General features: G+C 63.3%; 16 protein-coding genes and 2 pseudogenes. 13 read left to right on the top strand and 5 right to left on the bottom strand.

The genetic code is table 11. The annotated features are described in order from the left end of the window. Positions 1-8 precede the first annotated feature (8 nt). The 9 genes and pseudogenes from BCCGELA001_RS28365 to BCCGELA001_RS28325 all read left to right on the top strand — a co-directional run bounded on the left by BCCGELA001_RS28365 (position 9) and on the right by BCCGELA001_RS28325 (position 10,012). Positions 9-1,708 (top strand): annotated as a pseudogene (locus BCCGELA001_RS28365) (methyl-accepting chemotaxis protein). Between the two features lie 64 nt (positions 1,709-1,772). Continuing rightward, a complete protein-coding gene (locus tag BCCGELA001_RS28360) occupies positions 1,773-2,261 on the top strand; it encodes a chemotaxis protein CheW (protein WP_060736829.1) in 489 nt (162 codons plus the stop codon). Between the two features lie 66 nt (positions 2,262-2,327). After that, on the top strand, positions 2,328-4,499 hold the full coding sequence (locus tag BCCGELA001_RS28355) for a HAMP domain-containing methyl-accepting chemotaxis protein (RefSeq protein ID WP_060736828.1): 2,172 nt from the start codon (positions 2,328-2,330) through the stop codon (positions 4,497-4,499). Between the two features lie 135 nt (positions 4,500-4,634). Beyond that, the gene (locus BCCGELA001_RS28350; protein WP_008557563.1) at positions 4,635-5,489 is read left to right on the top strand and encodes a CheR family methyltransferase; all 855 of its coding nucleotides are present in this window, start codon (positions 4,635-4,637) and stop codon (positions 5,487-5,489) included. A 17-nt stretch (positions 5,490-5,506) separates the two neighbouring features. Further along, complete coding sequence (locus tag BCCGELA001_RS28345; protein WP_008557560.1) at positions 5,507-6,598, top strand: protein-glutamate methylesterase/protein-glutamine glutaminase; 1,092 nt, start codon at positions 5,507-5,509, stop codon at positions 6,596-6,598. Between the two features lie 5 nt (positions 6,599-6,603). Continuing rightward, complete coding sequence (locus BCCGELA001_RS28340; protein ID WP_060737891.1) at positions 6,604-8,325, top strand: hypothetical protein; 1,722 nt, start codon at positions 6,604-6,606, stop codon at positions 8,323-8,325. A gap of 148 nt (positions 8,326-8,473) precedes the next feature. Next, entirely contained in the window at positions 8,474-8,917 is a 444-nt protein-coding gene (locus BCCGELA001_RS28335) for a hypothetical protein (protein ID WP_060737890.1), read from the top strand. A gap of 223 nt (positions 8,918-9,140) precedes the next feature. Next, on the top strand, positions 9,141-9,425 hold the full coding sequence (locus tag BCCGELA001_RS28330; protein WP_008557556.1) for a hypothetical protein: 285 nt from the start codon (positions 9,141-9,143) through the stop codon (positions 9,423-9,425). A 140-nt stretch (positions 9,426-9,565) separates the two neighbouring features. After that, positions 9,566-10,012, top strand: a complete 447-nt coding sequence (locus tag BCCGELA001_RS28325) for a CHRD domain-containing protein (RefSeq protein WP_060736827.1) — start codon at positions 9,566-9,568, stop codon at positions 10,010-10,012. Positions 10,013-10,062: 50 nt separating this feature from the next. Here the strand turns inward: BCCGELA001_RS28325 and BCCGELA001_RS28320 are convergent, their stop codons facing one another. The 3 genes from BCCGELA001_RS28320 to BCCGELA001_RS38510 form a co-directional block, all read right to left on the bottom strand. Next, positions 10,063-10,428 (bottom strand): VanZ family protein, encoded by a 366-nt coding sequence (locus BCCGELA001_RS28320; RefSeq protein ID WP_008557551.1) that lies wholly within the window; start codon positions 10,426-10,428, stop codon positions 10,063-10,065. A 59-nt stretch (positions 10,429-10,487) separates the two neighbouring features. After that, on the bottom strand, positions 10,488-12,080 hold the full coding sequence (locus BCCGELA001_RS28315; protein WP_060736826.1) for an EAL domain-containing protein: 1,593 nt from the start codon (positions 12,078-12,080) through the stop codon (positions 10,488-10,490). Between the two features lie 443 nt (positions 12,081-12,523). After that, a complete protein-coding gene (locus tag BCCGELA001_RS38510; protein ID WP_008566330.1) occupies positions 12,524-12,697 on the bottom strand; it encodes a hypothetical protein in 174 nt (57 codons plus the stop codon). 1,135 nt (positions 12,698-13,832) lie between these two features. On the opposite strand from BCCGELA001_RS38510, the gene BCCGELA001_RS28310 reads away from it, so the two are divergent. From BCCGELA001_RS28310 to BCCGELA001_RS28300, 3 genes are all read left to right on the top strand, one after another. Further along, positions 13,833-14,123 carry a hypothetical protein gene (locus BCCGELA001_RS28310; RefSeq protein ID WP_008561458.1) on the top strand — a complete coding sequence of 97 codons (291 nt, stop codon included), beginning with the start codon at positions 13,833-13,835 and terminating at the stop codon, positions 14,121-14,123. A 41-nt stretch (positions 14,124-14,164) separates the two neighbouring features. After that, positions 14,165-14,581 carry a hypothetical protein gene (locus BCCGELA001_RS28305; RefSeq protein WP_060737889.1) on the top strand — a complete coding sequence of 139 codons (417 nt, stop codon included), beginning with the start codon at positions 14,165-14,167 and terminating at the stop codon, positions 14,579-14,581. Positions 14,582-14,713: 132 nt separating this feature from the next. Further along, positions 14,714-14,992, top strand: coding sequence for a hypothetical protein (locus BCCGELA001_RS28300; protein WP_236840764.1), 279 nt, complete (start codon positions 14,714-14,716; stop codon positions 14,990-14,992). 13 nt (positions 14,993-15,005) lie between these two features. Here BCCGELA001_RS28300 and BCCGELA001_RS28295 read toward each other — a convergent pair whose 3' ends face one another. After that, positions 15,006-16,217, bottom strand: a complete 1,212-nt coding sequence (locus tag BCCGELA001_RS28295) for a hypothetical protein (protein WP_060736825.1) — start codon at positions 16,215-16,217, stop codon at positions 15,006-15,008. A 176-nt stretch (positions 16,218-16,393) separates the two neighbouring features. On the opposite strand from BCCGELA001_RS28295, the gene BCCGELA001_RS36270 reads away from it, so the two are divergent. Then, positions 16,394-16,639, top strand: coding sequence for a hypothetical protein (locus BCCGELA001_RS36270; protein WP_061846878.1), 246 nt, complete (start codon positions 16,394-16,396; stop codon positions 16,637-16,639). 306 nt (positions 16,640-16,945) lie between these two features. Here the strand turns inward: BCCGELA001_RS36270 and BCCGELA001_RS36265 are convergent. Continuing rightward, a pseudogene (locus BCCGELA001_RS36265) lies at positions 16,946-17,708 on the bottom strand (IS5 family transposase). Between the last annotated feature and the right edge of the window lie 187 nt (positions 17,709-17,895).

The following is a 17,895-nucleotide window of genomic DNA, read 5'->3' as shown; positions in this document are numbered from 1 at the left end:
GGCTGGATATGAGATTTACCGTCAAGGCAAAGCTTGCCAGTGCATTCGGCGTAATTCTGTTGCTCTCCATGGCCGCGGGAGGCCTCGCTTATGTGAAGCTGAGCGACATGATCGACACCGCCGATAGCCTGGTGGCGCGCGCCGGCCGGATGGAACGAGCGGCTGAGATCGAGCGAGCAATCCTGCTCCAGGTTCGCGCCGAGAAGAATCTCATTCTCGCGCCCGAAAGCGAAACGCAGCATTTCCTTGCCGAGATCGCCAAGCAACGTGAGACGCTTCTGAAGCTGAAGGACGAGATTCACGCTGCGGCCTCTCCCGAAGGCAAGAAGCTGCTCGACGGCTTCGCCGCTGCCTATGCGCATATGAACGCGGTGCAGGACGAGACCCTGAAGACCGCCCGGACCGACAAGACAAAGGCGGCCGAACGCTCCATGACTGAGGTTCGCAAGGCCGTTGGCGAGGCGATGGAAGCCGCCGAGGCCTACGTCATGAACTCCAGGAAAAACATGGCAAATCAGGCCGCCCAGGCTCATGCAGATGGCAATCGTGCCCACTTCCTGTTGGTCTCGTTCGTCCTTGCCTCGCTTGCGATTGGTCTGATAGCCGCGATCTGGATCTCCGTCAGCATCGCCCGCGGTCTCGGCCGCGCGGTGGGGCTCGCTGGCTCGGTTGCCAACGGCGATCTCAGCCGGACGATCGATGTCTCCAGCAATGACGAGATCGGCGATCTCACCAGATCGCTGAACAGCATGGTCGAGAAACTCCGGCAGGTCGTCTCGGAGGCGCTTACGGCCGCCCAGAATGTGTCCGCCGGCAGCCAGGAGCTGTCCGCCAGCGCAGAGCAGCTCTCGCAGGGCGCGACCGAGCAGGCCTCGTCGGCCGAGGAAGCGTCGTCCTCGATGGAGGAGATGGCCTCGAACGTGAAGCAGAACGCCGACAACGCCAATCAGACGGAGAAGATCGCGGCCCAATCGGCCAGGATGCGGAAGCCAGCGGCGTTGCCGTAGGCCGTGCGGTCGAGGCGATGCGGACTATCGCAGAGAAAATCACGATCGTACAGGAGATCGCGCGCCAGACCGATCTGCTCGCGCTCAACGCGGCAGTGGAGGCCGCGCGCGCCGGCGAGCACGGCAAGGGCTTTGCCGTGGTCGCCTCCGAAGTGCGCAAGCTGGCGGAACGCAGTCAGGCGGCCGCTGCCGACATCGGCACGCTGTCGAGCGAGAGCGTGAAGGTCGCGCAGGACGCCGGCGCGATGCTGTCCAAGCTCGTGCCCGACATCAGGAAGACGGCCGAACTGGTCCAGGAGATCACTGCAGCCTGCCGTGAGCAGGACGTCGGCTCGGCCCAGATCAACCAGGCGATCCAGCAGCTCGACAAGGTCGGCCAGCAGAACGCCAGCGCCTCCGAGCAGGTGTCCTCGACCTCGGAGGAGCTTGCCTCGCAGGCCGAGCAGCTCCAGTCGACGATCTCGTTCTTCCGCATCGAGCATGGCGGACGCGGCGAAACTGCAGCGCCGGCGCCGATCGACCGGGCCGTCACCCAGCTTCGTGCCAAGGCTGCGCACATGGCAGCAGCGGATCGCAGTGGGAAGAGGCCCGCGCCTCTCCGCAAGCCGGCGCGTGCGATGAAAGTCGCCGGCGGCGGCGGCGGCTTCGCCTTCGACATGCACGAGGACGAAGACGAGCGCGACGCCGAGTTCCAACGCTAATCAATCGGTCCGGCTCTGATGCCGGACCGCATTCATTCCCAACCCCGGACCCTTGGGCTGCATCATGGCCGCAACCTCGCAATATCTGACGCTCGGTCTCGCCGGCGAGACGTTCGGCATCAGCATCCGCAACGTCCGGGAGATCCTGGACATGCGGCCGATCTCGCGGCTGCCGCACGCGCCGAACTTTCTGCTCGGCATGATCGATGTGCGGGGCAGCGGTTATCCGATCGTGGATCTCAGGACCAAGCTTGGCTTGCCCAGCGTCGCCGCGACTGAGGCGACGCGCATCATCATCCTCGACGTGCCGATGAAGGACCGTCTGGTCGGCGTCGGTTTCGTCGCCGATTGCGTTTTCGAGGTCACCGACATCGACGAGCAGGCGATCGAGCCAGTGCCCGAGGTCGGCGGCAAGTGGCAGTCCGATTATGCAGCCGGCATCGGCCGCAAGGGGGAAAAATTCGTCGTGATCTTCGATCTCGCCAAGCTGATGGCCAACGATGAGGTTCCAGAAGTCCGAGAAACGGCGCCGGATGCGTTCTGCGCCGCCTGAGCTCCTACCAGTAATGCGTGGCTAAGCCCAATCCACCTCAATTCCATTCGAACTACGAGACTGAAAATGAGATTCACCGTCAAGGCAAAGCTCGCATCTGCGTTCGGCGCAGTCATCGCTCTCTCGATGATTACTGGAGGAGTCGCCTATCATTCTCTCTCCACGCTGACGGAACAGCAGGAGCGCATCGTCGGCCAGGCCAATCGCACGAAGCTGGCCGCCGACGTCATGAGCGCAATCCAGTCGCAACAGCGCGCTGAGACCCGCATGATACAGGCCGTCTCCGATAAGGAGACGCAAGACAATTACAACGCGATGCTGACGCGTCGCGAGAAGACGCTCAAGCTCAATAGCGAACTCTATAGCAAAGCGAGCGAGGCCGGACGGCGCCTGCTTGATCAGGCCGCCGGTCCGATCAAGCGCATGAACGAGCAGGAAGATCAGGCCGGAAAATTTGCGCTGCTCAACTCCAACAACAGGGCCGCCCAGCTGTGGAAGTCCGAAGGCCAGCCGGCGGTCAAGGACCTCGACGCAATGCTGGATGCAGCGCTCGTGGAAGCCGGTGGCAGCGGTTCCGAGAGCCAGCGCGCGGCTGGATTGCTGACGGCCCGCAGTGAGGTCGCGCGGCTCGCACGTTCGGTCGTCTCGAGCTATTCGGTCACGACGCTGCAGGAGGTCGAAGCCGATGTGAAGGAGACCAACCAGCGGCTGGCCGGTCTCAAGGCGGCCGTCGCGCAAGTGAATCAGGCAGGTGCGGTCAGCGGCGTTAACGCGCAGTTTGACCGTCTCGCGAAGGTCGTCGACAACGTCTCGCGTCTGACGTCGGAAGCCGGCAACCTGAAGGCGGCGGCGATCGCCGGCGGCGAAGGCCGCAAAGCCTTCAACGAGGCTCTGGATGCCATCGAGCAGTACGTTCAGCGGAACGAAAAGCAGATGGCCGAGGTCGCGGAGGAGGGCGCCAGGGACGCGGCCTTCGCGAAGATGCTTCTGATCAGCATGATCTGCGCTGCGCTGTTGATCGCAGTCGCTTCGGCGACCTGGATCGCGCTCAATATCAGCCGCGGGCTCGCCCGCGCAGTTGGTCTCGCCAACGCTGTATCCGTCGGCGATCTCAGCCAGAAGATCAGCGTGTCCAGCAATGACGAGGTCGGCGATCTCGTGTCGTCCCTCAATGCGATGACCGCCAATCTGAATGCCACCGCGGCGGTCGCTAACGAGATTGCCCATGGCAACCTCACGGTCGAAGCCAGGCCGCTGTCGGACAAGGACACGCTCGGCCTTGCGCTCGAGCGCATGATCGAGAAGCTTCGTCAGATCGTGTCCGAGGCTCTCACCGCGGCACAGAACGTCTCCGCCGGCAGCCAGGAATTGTCCGCGAGCGCCGAGCAGCTCTCGCAGGGCGCGACCGAGCAGGCCTCGTCCGCCGAGGAAGCCTCTTCTTCGATGGAAGAGATGGCCTCGAACGTGAAGCAGAATGCCGACAACGCCAACCAGACCGAGAAGATCGCGGCCCAGTCGGCCAAGGATGCCGAAGCCAGCGGCATCGCGGTGGGCCGCGCCGTCAACGCGATGCAGACCATCGCGGAGAAGATTACGATCGTGCAGGAGATCGCACGTCAGACCGACCTGCTCGCGCTCAACGCGGCAGTGGAAGCCGCGCGCGCCGGCGAGCACGGCAAGGGCTTCGCGGTGGTCGCTTCCGAAGTGCGCAAGCTGGCTGAACGGAGCCAGGCCGCCGCAGCCGAGATCGGATCGCTGTCGTCGGAGACCGTCAAGGTCGCTCAAGATGCCGGTAATATGCTGTCGAAGCTCGTTCCGGACATCAAGAAGACCGCCGCGCTGGTCGAGGAGATCACTGCGGCCTGCCGCGAGCAGGACGTCGGTTCCGCCCAGATCAACCAGGCGATCCAGCAGCTCGACAAGGTCGGCCAGCAGAACGCCAGCGCCTCCGAGCAGGTGTCCTCGACGTCCGAGGAGCTCGCCTCGCAGGCCGAGCAGCTGCAGTCGACCATCGCCTATTTCCGCATCGACCAGGGCGCAAAGGGGCAGGCCGCTGCGCCGATCGACCGCGCCGTCACCCAGCTGCGCGCCAAGGCGGCGACGATGGCGGCCGTCGAGCGTCCGGCCAAGAAGCCGCAAGGCAAGCCGGCGCGCGCCGTGAAGGTGGCCGGCGGCGGTGGTTTCGCCTTCGACATGAACGACGGTGCGGACGATCGGGACGCCGATTTTCAGCGCTGAGATAAACCGAGGGATCGGCTCGCCCCGAGGGCTGGCCGGTCCGTTTTTCAGGCGTCAACGCGTAGGACGCAAGATGGCCGGCATGGCCCGACATTCAGTGCAGGAGGCCGCCATCCCGGATGGGGGCATGCAGCGATGATGCCTGCGTTACAGGATACAGCCGTGCATCTGTCGGACCGCCACTTCCGGACCATCGCCGAACTCATCGAGGGGCAGGTCGGCATCAAGCTGCCACAGGGCAAGCGGCTGATGCTGGAGGGGCGGCTGCACAAGCGCGTGCGCGCGCTGAACTTCTCCGACCTCAACGAGTATGTCGAGAACCTGTTCGAGGCCGATCATTTCGACACCGAGCTCACCCATCTCATCGACGTGGTGACGACCAACAAGACCGATTTCTTCCGCGAGCCGCAGCACTTCACCTTCATGCGGGAGGTCGCAGTCCCCGCTTTGCTCAAATCGCATGGACGCAGGAACGCCAACCTGAAGATCTGGAGCTCGGCGAGCTCCACTGGCATGGAGGCCTACACCACCGCGATGGTGCTGGACGACATGACGCGGAACGGCTCGCGCTTCCAGTACCGCATCCTTGGGACCGACATCTCGACCGCCGTGCTGCGCCTCGCCAAGACCGCGATCTACACGCGGGACGTGCTCGCCCCGGTGCCGGAGCCGTTCCTGAAGCGATATTTCCTGTCCTCGCGGGACAAGTCGCGCGGTGAGGTGCGGGTGGTGCCGGAATTGCGCCGCATGACGCATTTCATGCGGATGAATCTCATGGACGCGTCCTATCCCGTCGACCGCGACGTCGACATCGTCTTCTGCCGCAACGTCCTGATCTATTTCGAGCGCGAGACCCAGCGCAAGGTGATCGAGCGGCTGTGCAGCCATTTGCGGCCCGGAGGCTATTTGCTGGTCGGCCATTCCGAGTCGATGATTCACAGCGCGGTGCCGGGCCTGAAGCAGGTTCAGCCCACCATTTTCCAGGTTTGATCGGAGCCCCGCCAACAATGCCGAGGGAGAAAGTTCGCGTATTGATCGTGGACGATTCGGCGTCGGTGCGCCAAATCCTGCAGACGATCCTCAACGACGATCCCGACATCGAGGTGATGGGAACGGCTTCGGACCCGTTCGCCGCGGCGCGCCGCCTCCAGAACGAAATCCCCGACGTCATGATCCTCGACCTCGAGATGCCGCGGATGGACGGCATGACGTTCCTGCGCAAGATCATGGCGCAGCGTCCGATCCCGGTGATCATCTGCTCCTCGCTGACCGAGGAGGGCTCCAACGTGATGTTCGAGGCGTTCGAGGCAGGCGCCGTCGACATCGTGCCGAAGCCGAAGATCGACACGCGTCAGGCGCTGCTCGAATGCTCCTCGCGGCTGCGCGAGGCCGTGAAGTCGGCGGCGCGTGCGCGCGTGCGCCCGCGGGCGGCGCGTCGTGAGATCGAGAAGAAGCTGACGGCCGACGCGATCATCCCGCCACCGGTGCAGGGCAAGGTGCGGCCGACCACGGAGCGTATCGTGTGTATCGGTGCATCGACGGGCGGAACCGAAGCGCTCAACGACGTCCTGGAGATGTTGCCCGCCCATTGTCCGCCGATCGTCATCGTCCAGCACATGCCGGCGGGATTCACCGCGGCCTTCGCGAGGCGTCTCGACAGTGTCTGCCAGATGCGAGTCAAGGAGGCCGAGGACGGCGAGCCGGTGCTGCCGGGCTGCGCCTATATCGCGCCGGGGGCCCGTCACATGCTGCTCCAGCGCATCGGCCTGCGCTACCAGATCGCGATCAAGGACGGCCCGCCGGTGTCGCGGCATCGTCCGTCGGTCGACGTGCTGTTCCGCTCGGCGGCCCAGCACGCCGGCGCCAACGCGCTCGGCGTGATCATGACCGGCATGGGCGACGACGGCGCGCGCGGAATGCTGGAGATGCGCAAGCTCGGCGCCTCCACGCGGGCGCAGGACGAAGAGAGCTGCGTGGTGTTCGGCATGCCCAAGGAAGCCATTGCCCATGGCGGCGTCGAGAAGGTCGTCTCGCTGCACCAGATCCCGCGCGAGATCATGCTCTGGTATCAGGCGGGGCACGCGGCGGTGGCAGGTTGATCGCGATGTCCATCATTCCCGCCAGCACGCTCACCGAAGCGATCGTCGCGGTCGAGGACGTCTCCTCGCGGATCGAGGACGTGTTCGCGCGCGTCGGCAGCGAGCTCGGACGCGGCCATCTCATCTTCAAGGAGCTGAACCAGGGTCTCGCAACGCTTTCCTCGGAGCTCTCCGGTGCAGAGATCGAGGGCGCCGCCACGGCACTGCAGGAGATCGCCGCGCGGCTCAGCAAGCTGGCGCAGGCGTTGCCAGCCGAGACCGCGCTGCTGGAGACGATCGGCAAGAACACGCTAGATGCATCCGCTCTGCTCAAGCCGCTGTTCAAGCACATCCAGATGATCACCATCATCGCCCGCAGCGCGCGGATCGAGGCCGCCTCGCTCGACGGCGATCGCGAGGGCTTTCTCGCCTTCACCCAGGAGGCCTACGATCTCGGCAAGGCCGTGCAGGGCTCGATCGAGGGCTGCGCGCGCGATCAGCAACGCCTGTCCGAGGCCGTTGCCACCGCCTTCGGCCGGCAAAAGGAGTTCGAGAGCCGCTACGGAAATCAACTGGCGTCGGAGAGTGCCGAGCTCGGCGCGGCCTATTCCGGCTTGCGCGACCAGCGCGGCCACAGCAGCCATCTCGCCGACCTCGCGAGTTCCAGCACCCGGAAGATCGCCGAGGCGGTGGGCAGCGCCATCATCTCCCTGCAGGCCGGCGACAGTACGCGCCAGCGTCTCGAGCACGTCTCTCACGGCCTCAGCCGTGTTTCGGGATCGACCCCGAGCCTCGTTCCCGAGCCGATGGCGAGCGAGGACGATGCGCGCGCGATCTGCCAATTGCAGGCGGTTCAGCTCAGGGATGCCCAGCGCGAGTTCAGCGGCGATATCGGGCAGATCGTTCGCGCGCTGGCCGCCATCCTGCGCGATGCGGGCAGTGTCGTCGGCCACGGCCGCACGCTGTTCGGTGGCGAGGACGGCGGCTCGTCATCGTTCCTGGCGCGCATCAAGCAGACGCTGGCCCATGCGTCGACCCTGATTGCCACCTGTGAGGGCGCCGGCCGCGCGGTGGATGAAGCGCTCGCGATCGTCGAGGACACCCTGGCCAAGTTTCGTCAGGCCATCGCCGGGCTTGCCGAGGCAACCGTCGACATCACGCTGATCGGGATGAATGCCGGTCTCAAGGCAAGCCATCTCGGCAGCCGCGGCAGCGCCTTCGTCGTCATCGCCAACGAGCTCAAGGCGACCGCAGACCAGGTCTCCGCGGGGGCAGGGCGCTTGAAGCCGGTGCTCGACGGCATCGAGAGCTCGGCCATGGAGCTGAAGCAGCTCCGCGTGCAGGGGGATCCGACGCAGCTCGCCAAGCTCGAGCCGCAGATTCTCCAGGCGCTACGCGAGGTCGAGGCCGGCAACGAACGGCTCGGCAAGCTGATGAGCCGGCTCGTCGTCGAAGGTGCCGAGTTCGAGGGGCTGATGAATTCGGCGCAAGGCTTGATGAGCACGCTCGCCGAAGGTTCGGCGGCCTTGCCCGCGGTCGCCGCGCGCCTCGAGACGGCCAGTGCCGGCGCGCAGAAGCCGCGTCCGCAGGACGAAGCCGTTCTCGATCATCTCTTCGCGCGCTACACGATGGAGCGCGAGCGGGAGGTTCACCGCGACTTCCTGCAAACGCTCGGACTGGCATCGATCGCCGCCACCCGCCGGGTCGAGGCGGTCGCGCCCGCCGATGACGGCATAGAATTGTTTTGAGACCGCTGCCGCGCCATTCGACGTCGGCAGCAATTTGATCGGTCGGTTTTGCAGCGTGTTAACCGTTGGAAGACGCGCGCTGCGTTGGTCATTGTCGCGCCCCAGATTTGGTTGCAGATACCAGTGAATTTTACGACGGATGATTTCGATGCGAGAAGGCAAATACGCTGCCTGGTTCAGGACGCCGCACGGCCAGGGCACCGGCATCGTCCATCTGGCGGAGGGGCGGATTTCGGGCAGCGACAGCTTCTTCACCTATGGCGGCTCATATCAATTCGATGACGATCGGCGTTTCACGGCCGTGCTAACCACGCGCCGGCACGCCGAGGGGCCGTCGACGCTGTTCGGGCGCGACGAGGTCGAAGTCAGCCTTTCCGGCATATGTACCGGTGCGATGGCGACGTGTTCGGGAACGGCCCGGGAAGCGCCCGGCTTGATGTTCGAAGCGACGCTGATCTACAGCCAGGAAGATGCACGGGATGACGACGGCGCCCGGTGCGAGGTCGTGAAGCTCAAGGCCGACAAGCTGCCGAGGGGACTCGACAGCCGGTCCCGGCCGCGACATCCGTTCCCGGCAGGTCCGCTCAGGTGACAGCCGGATCGACGAGGATCCGCAAGGCCCCGCGCTCGCACCTGCCGCCAGGATTAGGGTTGCGTTGACGCTGCTGTCTCGAAATCGCGCCGCCGCCGCGTCGCAGCAACCCTGCCTTTAGAAGGCGAGGGATAGAGCATGATCCGGAAAAGTGTGCAGCGGCTTTCCGAAAAGATCATGCTCAAACAATGGTCTGGCGGTCGATCAAGTGTGGTGGAAGAACATGCCTCAAATCTGGATGTCATACGATGAACTCGGCGCGCTGTGCGGCTGCGGCGCAATGGCCGCCAGGGATCTCGCCATCAATCTGTCGCTCGATCGTCGCAAGAGCCGCGACGGGACGACGCGCGTCAAGCTCGATCTGGCACTGACGGCGAGGTTCTTCGCATCCGTTCGCGAGGCGGATTTCGATCTCGACTGCGCCATCGAAGCGCTGCACGACACCCACCGGCAGATGGCTGCATTGCTGGCTCCCTCCGAGTTCCACAACAGGCGCGGGGCGGCCTAGCTTCTGCCGTTCCGGCCCTTCGCCTGCGGCGGCTAATTCCCGCGATCGTCCTTCCGAATCATCATAAGCTGCTGCGATGGAATTTCCCGCCGGCGTCGGTGTTCGATCGCGATGGGGCGTGGAATCCGCAGGAGGAGTGCATGGTCAAAGCCGTCTGTCGGCCGTCGGTGGCGCTGCTGGGGACGCTCGCGCTGATTGGAAGCGTCATCGCAATGAGCGGAAGCGCAGTTGCGGAGATCGTGAAGTTGCGAGCCGAGCTCAAGGGAAGCAATGAAGTGCCTCCGAACAGCTCGACGGGGTCGGGCAAGGCCGAGGCGAGCTACGACACTGAAACGAAGACTCTAACTTTCGTCGTCACCTATGCCGGATTGACGGGGCCGGTCCTGGGGGCGCATTTTCATGGACCCGGCGAGGCCGGCAAGAACGCCGGCATCGCCCTGCCGTTCAAGACGGTGGAAAGCCCGATCCAGGGCAGCGCCACGCTCACCGAGGCGCAGGCCGCAGATCTGCTGGCTGGAAAGTGGTACGCGAACATCCATACCGCCGCGAACCCGGGCGGTGAGTTGCGCGGCCAGATGATGAAGTAGGCGCCGGGTCGTGCGGCGCCGCTCGTCGCGCTGGGACGAGGCCGGCTGCTTCAGGACGGCGGGCGGGGCAAGAACGCCAGGATCATCTGGGCGAGCATGACGCCGACGGTTCCTCCTGCCGCCTTCTGCAGCACGTCGAGGAAGCCCGGATCGCGGTCGGGGATGAACGATTGCATCACCTCCAACCCCATGGCGACCGCGATGACGAGCGAGCAAGCCAGAGCGAGCCGTCCGGGCAGCAGGAAGGACAGAAGGAAGCCGAGCAGACCATAGGCGCTGAAGCGTTCGATCACCACGATCCAGTAGGCCTCGTGGTGCCCCATGAGCGCGGGTCGCCCCGCCAGCTTCGCCAGCGTGGCGTAGATGATCAGGGCAAGACAGATGCTCGCGGCTGCTATGAGGTGGTTCCTGCGCATGGCGCCAACATACAGGGTTGATCGCCGCTCAGGTTCGAAAGCCGAAATTATCGTTAAAGTCAGGCCACCAAGGCCGTGCTGGTGGCGGCTGCCGCATCCGACTGCGCCACTCCGCGTCCCTCGACGAGCTCGTTGAATTTGGCGAGCGGCAAAGGCGGCGCCACGAGATAGCCCTGGCCCTCTTCCACGCCCGATGTGACCAGGGCGCGGAGCTGCTCCTCCGTCTCGATGCCTTCCGCGATCACGGTCATATGGAGGTCCCTGGCCAGCGCCACCAGCATTTCCACGATCGTCGTCGTCGATGCGTCCACGGTGATCGTGTCCACGAAGAACTTGTCGATCTTGATCATGTCGGCGCCGAGGCCCTTCAGACGAGACAGCCCGCTATGGCCGACGCCAACGTCGTCGATGGCGACGCGGAAGCCATGGTCGCGCAGCTCGGCGACGACAGAAGCGGCACGCGCGAGATCGTCGAGCTCGTCGCGCTCGGTGATCTCGACCACGATCTGGCGTGCGGAGACCCGTGCCGTCAGAACCTTGCGGCGCAGCGTTTCGACGAAGCCTGCACTCAGGAGCTGCCTGGGCACGACGTTCAAGGACATCTTGAAATTCTTGTCTGCTCTCAGCAACGGCCTCAGCTCGGCAAGCGCCGATTCCAGGATCTGCCAGGTCATTGCCTGGATGCGTCCGCTGGATTCGGCGAGCGGAATGAAGTTCATCGGCGGGACGACCGAGCCGTCCCGGCGCAGCCAGCGCGCCAGTATCTCGCAGCCTCTGATCTGACCTGTCCTGAGGTCGAAGATCGGTTGGTAGTATGGCTTGAACTCGCCGGCCGCCAGCGCCCGATCGAGATCGGCGACAGGCCCCTCCATGCGGCGGCTGCGCGCCAGCAGGATGCCGAACATTGCGCCAAGTCCAAGCGCGACGGCGAGGATGGGCCAATAAGCTTCGTTGTTCCAGCTCGAAAGGACCGCGCGCTCGAGCCTGATCGTGGCATGAAGCGGGAAATGCGCAGAACTCCTGTCGAAATTGACAGGATCTACCAGGGGCTTACCGGCGTCAGTCTGGAATGCTCCGAGCTTCTCACCGCGGCTCAAGGCGAGCCTCACCTCGCTGTGTGCGCGCAGTTCGGCGGGCATGATGTCGAACAGGCTGGCGTTGATGCCGACGATGGCCACCAGAGCGGAGCTGTCGTTGACGTCCGTCAGCACGCCCAAGGCGTCGCCGCCGAACTGCTCGACGCGAAACAGCGAAAGCGCGCTGTCGTGCGAAGGCAGCATATCGCGGCGATCCATCCATCCCTTGTCGAATTCGAGCGTCTCGGAATAGGCCGAGCAGATCACCGAGCCATCCGGTTTGACGAGGCGAACATCCTTGATCGCCGAACGCTGGTAGACGTGAAGGCGGGTGGCTTGCAGCGCCGAAGGATCGCAGCTGGCGAGATTGCGCCTGGCGAGATCGTCCAGGCTGGCCGCGGCAAAATCGACCGCAAACTCGGAACGGCGCAGGACGACCTCGGTCAGCTCGTTGAGTTGATGCGCCTGCTGCTGGTGAATGACGGCCTCTGCCGCGAAGTGTCCCGCCAGGCCGAACGCCATCGTGCTCGCAAGCACGAGCGCCGCAAACGGCAGGTTTGGTCGGTGCAATCTCATCCGGTCCGGCAGGAAATCAGGAGAGCCGAGGAGATTGATCGTAACCGGCCGAGGCTAAGATAGGGTTTAACGGGCGGTGCGGGTGGAGGGCGGCCGTCCCGGGATGCCTCCCGGAGAAGACGCAAAGCGAGGGCGGGGCCTCAATCGGCGCTCACCGAGGGTGAACCGTAATGGTCTCTGGTTGGCTGGACCTGTCGATCCCGGGCGTAGCGGGATCGCGGGTGGCCAGCAGACGAAGCACCACGAAGGCGATGTTGATCGCCAGCCAAACCAGCATTGTGGAAATGACGAAATTTGCCACTGCCAGACCTCACGAGTGAAGTCTGGAACAACACCCGATCGTCCCTTCGGTTCCATCTGGGAAACTGAGGCTGCAACGAACTGCAAGGGGAACGCGACGACTGACGAGGAATGCCGCGCATCCTCGGTGCACTGCTTCGAGGTTAGCCTTTCTTGCCCGCCTTCGACTTTAGCGAAAGACCAAGCCGCAAGGCCATGCGCTTGATCGCATCAGGCGAGCGCCCAAGAGCTTTCACCGCCTCTTCCAGCGAAGCCGAAGATTTCGCCAGCTCCATGAGCTTGCGGTCTTCCTTGAACGACCAGGGCTTACGCGCCATAACTGAAACGATCCTCTCATCGACACAAGGACAAAGCCGCCAAGCGGACCCATGTTCGCTCGACGGCTTTGCTTGGGTGGGGCCGGGCTTGGGGGAGCCCGGTGCGAAGGATGGATAAGCCAAGCGCGAGAGTTCGCAACAAACAACGCGGATTAAGCTAACTGCTCAACCTTACCGCGATGAAATTGCGGCATGAGGCTCCGTATAACCACGGGGCTACGTCGATGCCGTCGGCGATCGCCGGCACATGCGCATTCGAAACTGCATCAAAGACCTCGTTACGCCGGTGCAGACGTGCTCGATCGTGGCGCGCTTGCGGCTTGCTCTCTTGCCGACATGAACGCGGATTAACATCGCCCGGCTGGATTTCGCTCTCGAACGATGAGAGATTTCCGCCGTTCTTTCGGCCCCTCGCTTCTCGCGCGACGACCAATTTTCGAGCACCACGTTGCACAAACTTCATCTTCGTCTGACAAATGTTTCAGCGGTATCGATCTTGAAGTCGTGACGACGACACGATGAAATAGGATGGGAGGAACGTTCCGAAAAATGGGAACATTCCAGATGTTGGCAATTCTTGTTCTGATCTCGATTTTCGTAGCAGGCTTTTGTTGCGGCTATGGCGTGCGCGCGTGGCGCTCGCGCAAGCGATCGGAACGATATCGTCTCTATGCTCCGTACACGCCCGCCTCGATGGGAGCTGGCCGGGGTCAGCCCCCGTCGTCGTGATCGGCCGGAGCATGATCCGGAAAAGTGTGCAGCGGTTGCCGACCAGATCATGCTCGAGCAACAATTTGAAGCGCGTCGAGAATTCATGCTGATCTCATCGCAAGTCTGGCGTGGCGGCCAATTCCCGAATGGCTGTCGTGGTGAGCGCGACTAACCATATGCGGTTAGGTTAATCTGGCGCCGTCCTTGAGAGTTTGGGTGAGGCAACCTAAAAACGTATCGGTTCATGGCGACGGTTCGGCCGCCTCGATTTTCCGGGGCTCGCGTAGGTAGGCGTGGATGGCGTATGTGATTGCATTGCTGGGCGCGGCGAGCTGCGGCCTCATTTTGACTGTATTCGTTTGTGCCTATGATCGGCGGCTGAAAGATCTTCCGGGGCCTTGGATCATGAACGAGGGCCATTCCAATGATTGATCAGAAGCACAATGCGCCCCGCAGGTATTTCATCGATGCCCAAGGGCATCGTGTTCTGATCGGCCTTTCGCTCGAGGAGACGGCGGAGTTCGAGGCGCTGGATGCTTCCTCGAAGGAGACGGTTCATGGCGCGGCCAAGATCCGTGGCGGTGAAAGGTCTGCCGCCGCGGGCGAAATTCGCTGGCTCGAACTCTATTCCAAGCACGAAGGCGCCTGGCGGAATTGGATCGCACGAAGCCAGGCCGCGCAGGCGCAAGATTTAAGCTTTGTTAACTATGTCTGACCGATGGTAGCTGCCTGAATCTCGAAGGTGGGATGGCCCAGATGTTTCAGCTGTTCCTGAGAGCGCGCGCACACAATCTTCTCGGCTCCCGCCGCGAGGACAAGACCTTCAAGGCGCGCTCCGCCGAGCGTGATGCGGAGACCGACCGCGCGCGGATCGGTGCCGTCCTGGCGGCCATCGAGACGGCGTTGCAGGACGCGGAGAGGGAGCAGGCCGGCCTCAACCGGCGTGTCGACGATGCGCTCGCGCGTGCGTCCGTCACCTTCGGCAACGGCACCGACGAATATCTCGAGCGTGAGCCGCTCGACAATCATCATCAGGATCTCTTTGCGGCGGACATCTCGAACGGCCAGCGCCGGCTCAAGGAATTGGCCAGCAGCATTGCTCACCTGAAATTCGTCAAGACCGCAATGCTCACGCGCTTTCCCGATTTCAAGCCGCCGCAGCTCAACAGCTAGTACAACGCTCCCGATGCGCCGTACGTAGCGGCTACTGTGGTGCGTCACGATTCTGCGCCGGTTTGCCGTTTGGTGCGTCGATCCTTTTTGATATGGTCCCGGCAACCATTCACGGATTGAAGGAGCGAAGAGATGCCGGTCAGGAATTTGCGGACATTGGTTGGATTGGCAGGTGCTTTGACGCTGGCCGCGCCGGCGACGGCTTCGGCCATCACGGCCGAAGTGGCGCGCGCATGCGACGCCGCAGTGGCGAAAGCTTTTCCGCCCAGGCAGATCGGCAACCCTGCGGCCGGCAGCGCCAAGGGAACGGGCAAGGAGCAGCGCGAATACTTCCAAAAGTGCGTCGCCAACAACGGCAAGGTCGACGACACGCCGGCAGCCGCGCCCAAGGACAGCAAGCCGGCCAAATGAAACCAGGGCTGCGCTATCGGCGGGGCGGCGGGCAGGGCGAGTAGAACGCGCCGTTCGCCGCATTGATCCGTTCGACGCATTGATTGGGATCGGTGATCGTCCCGGCGACGGTGAAGTCATAGCCCATGCCCTTGACCACCACGACGTAACGGCCGGGCGCGAGCGTGAAACCGTCTTGCTCCGGTTGAAGCATTAGCATTCTCGACTGATCGTCGATCGGACCTACCTTGTAGGGGTAGGACATGCTGCGGATGACCCACGAATCGCCCGCGCTGACCATGGCCGCTTTCCCGGTGGCATCGACGCCCATCGACCGGGAGACTTTCGCGATCACCCGAACTTCGGTCCCGCTTGCGTCGACGCCCCCGTCGGGCCTGAACACGATGAATTTGATGTCGCCGTCCATCAAAGTGGTCGCGCTTGGCGTGTTGATGGCAGCCGAGATCGCGACGCGCCGGTCCGGAATCTTTCCGGGCACCGGCTTGAGCTCATGGAGCTGGCCCTCGCTCAAGGCGTAGACTCCGAATGTCGTCGGCAGGGGCATCGACGGATGCGCAGCTTGCATCGGCTCCTTTGCGCTCTCCGGCATTCGTTCAGCTGTCTCGCTTGCCGAGGGAGTCGGAATCGCGGTCGGCTGAGCCTCCGGGCTCTTGGGCGTACGTTCGGGCTGCGCCACGTGCGGCTTTGCCGTTAGCTGTGCCTTCAGCCGCGGCCAATAGACGATCGCGGTGCCGGTGCCCGCAATGAGCAGCAGGATGGCCGTCAATCGAACGAGAGAGTTGAAAGCACTGCTCCGCTTGGGTTGGTCGAGCGATCCTGGCGGTGCGGCAGGACGCCGCAGCGTCTCGGCAGCCACTGGTATGGCTGATGACGCCAAGGGAGTCGGCGTCGGAATGGGCGGGGGAACGGCGACGTTCACGGGCGGAGAATTCGCCACGGGGCCCGCGGCACCCTTGGTCAGTAAAGTCTTCTCGCTTCGCTCAAAGGCGCGTTCGACCTCCCGAATGGCGCGTTCGAGGACTTGCTGGAGCTCTCGGGCTTCCCGCGCGTCGGCGTGGGTGAATTGTTCCAGAAGCTTGATGCGGGCCAACTCGTAGACGACCTCTCGCATCTCCCGGGGGTCGTTCGAGATGTCGCGGATCCGTGCTGACAACAGGCGGACAAGCCCGGCCTTGATCTCTTGCGCCTCCAAGGCGTTGGCTGCTGTGTCGCCGGGCTCCGTCATCAAGGCCGATCAACTAGCTCGGATAATGCTGTTTCGCTAGGCTTTTCACCCCGGCTCCCCCTCGACCGCGGTGGATTGCCTGGTTTATCCGGCCCGGAAAGCTTCCGCTCGGAAGAGCTTGCTTTTGAGCAGAAACCTGTGACATTTCGCCCAGCTCCTCTTTCCGGTGTTGGACCATGCGCGGCATTTTGACAGCAATCATGTTTTCGGCCTTTCTGGTTCAATCTGCTTCAGCGCAAGGAACCAAGGATCGGCCCAACACCACCAGCTCCAGCATCGTGACGACACCGGATAAGAAGAAACAGACCACCCAGGCCGCCTCCCGGCCGACCGCTGTCCGGAATGTGGCGGGCAGCCTTCCTGCCGGGCAGTCGGCTCAAGGCGTCTGGAGAGATGGCAAGCTAATTGCCGTGCCTCGGTGAGGTCACGCAACGAACCGTGAAGGAACGGTGTTCGCCTCCTGACGTTCTTGCTTGGGAGATGTCGCACATGAAACGCTTAGTCTTGATCACGTTCGCGCTTATCGTGCCCGCTGGCGCCTGGGCCCAGGGCGTCAACGACCCTTCGACGCCCAATCGCAACGTGATCATCGTCAATCCGTCGCAGCCCGCGCGCCCTAATGCAACGCGCAATATTCCAAGCCGGATCCAGGCTCCCGTGACGAGTGGCGCAGCGGCTCGGCCCTATCATGGGAACATGACCCGCGGCAGCGGGTCGGGCCGTCGTTACTAGAGCGTGGACTCAAAACGCGCAGCCAGCCATCGCCAGATCGATGCGAGTTGGACGAAGGCAAGGTAGTTTCCCGCAAGCCTGTCGTAGCGCGTCGCCACACGACGACATTGTTTGATCCTGTTGAAGAACCGTTCGACCTGGTTGTGAGCGCGGTAGAGACAGGGGCTGAAGCAGATCGGATCGCTGCGATTGCTTTTCGGCGGGATGTTGGCCCGCGCCCCCTTGTTCATGGCAAACTCTCTGATCCAGTCGGCGTCATAGCCACGGTCGGCAAGCAACATTGATCCGGACTTCAGACGAGCGCGCACTCTTCCTGCAAGTCGAACGTCGTGGGCCTCGCCGGGGCTCAACGCCAACCGTACCGGGAGACCATTGCTATCGACCACCGCGTGGATTTTGCTCGTCAAGCCGCCGCGTGACCTTCCCATCGATTGGCGATGGTTCCTTATGATGCAGGCCCCTTGCTGATGCACATGGACAATCGAGGTGTCGATCATTTGGACAGCGGCATCATGGCAGCCGCAGGTGCGTCTATGATGCGGCTCCAGACACCAGCCCGCCGCCAACGGACAAAAAGGTTTTAGCACGTGGTTTACGGACCAAACGTCTCGGGCAAATCGCGCCAAGGCGCTCCGGAGCGCAAGACCCAGAAGATGCCATTGAGGACACGACAGTCGTTAACCCGAGGAACGCCACGCGGCTTGTTGGCAGCATGGGCTTGATGGCAATCCATTCATAATCGTCGAGTTCGTAGCGCATGATTCGAGCCCACAGTTTGGGAGTTTGAATCACAGGGGTCTGGCCAGACGCAACGCTTCTGGGCAGGCCCCGGTTGGACGCTTACGGGGTAGAAGCGGACATCAGCCAGCCGACAGTATCCGCTGAAACCGTCGAAAATGACCCGAAGCAGGCGTTCCGTGATTGCCGCTGACGACTTGCATGCTCA

It is taken from the genome of Bradyrhizobium sp. CCGE-LA001, assembly GCF_000296215.2.
GTDB lineage: Bacteria > Pseudomonadota > Alphaproteobacteria > Rhizobiales > Xanthobacteraceae > Bradyrhizobium.
The sequence above is the reverse complement of the archived record's forward strand: the minus strand, read 5'-3'. Positions and strand labels throughout refer to the sequence as shown.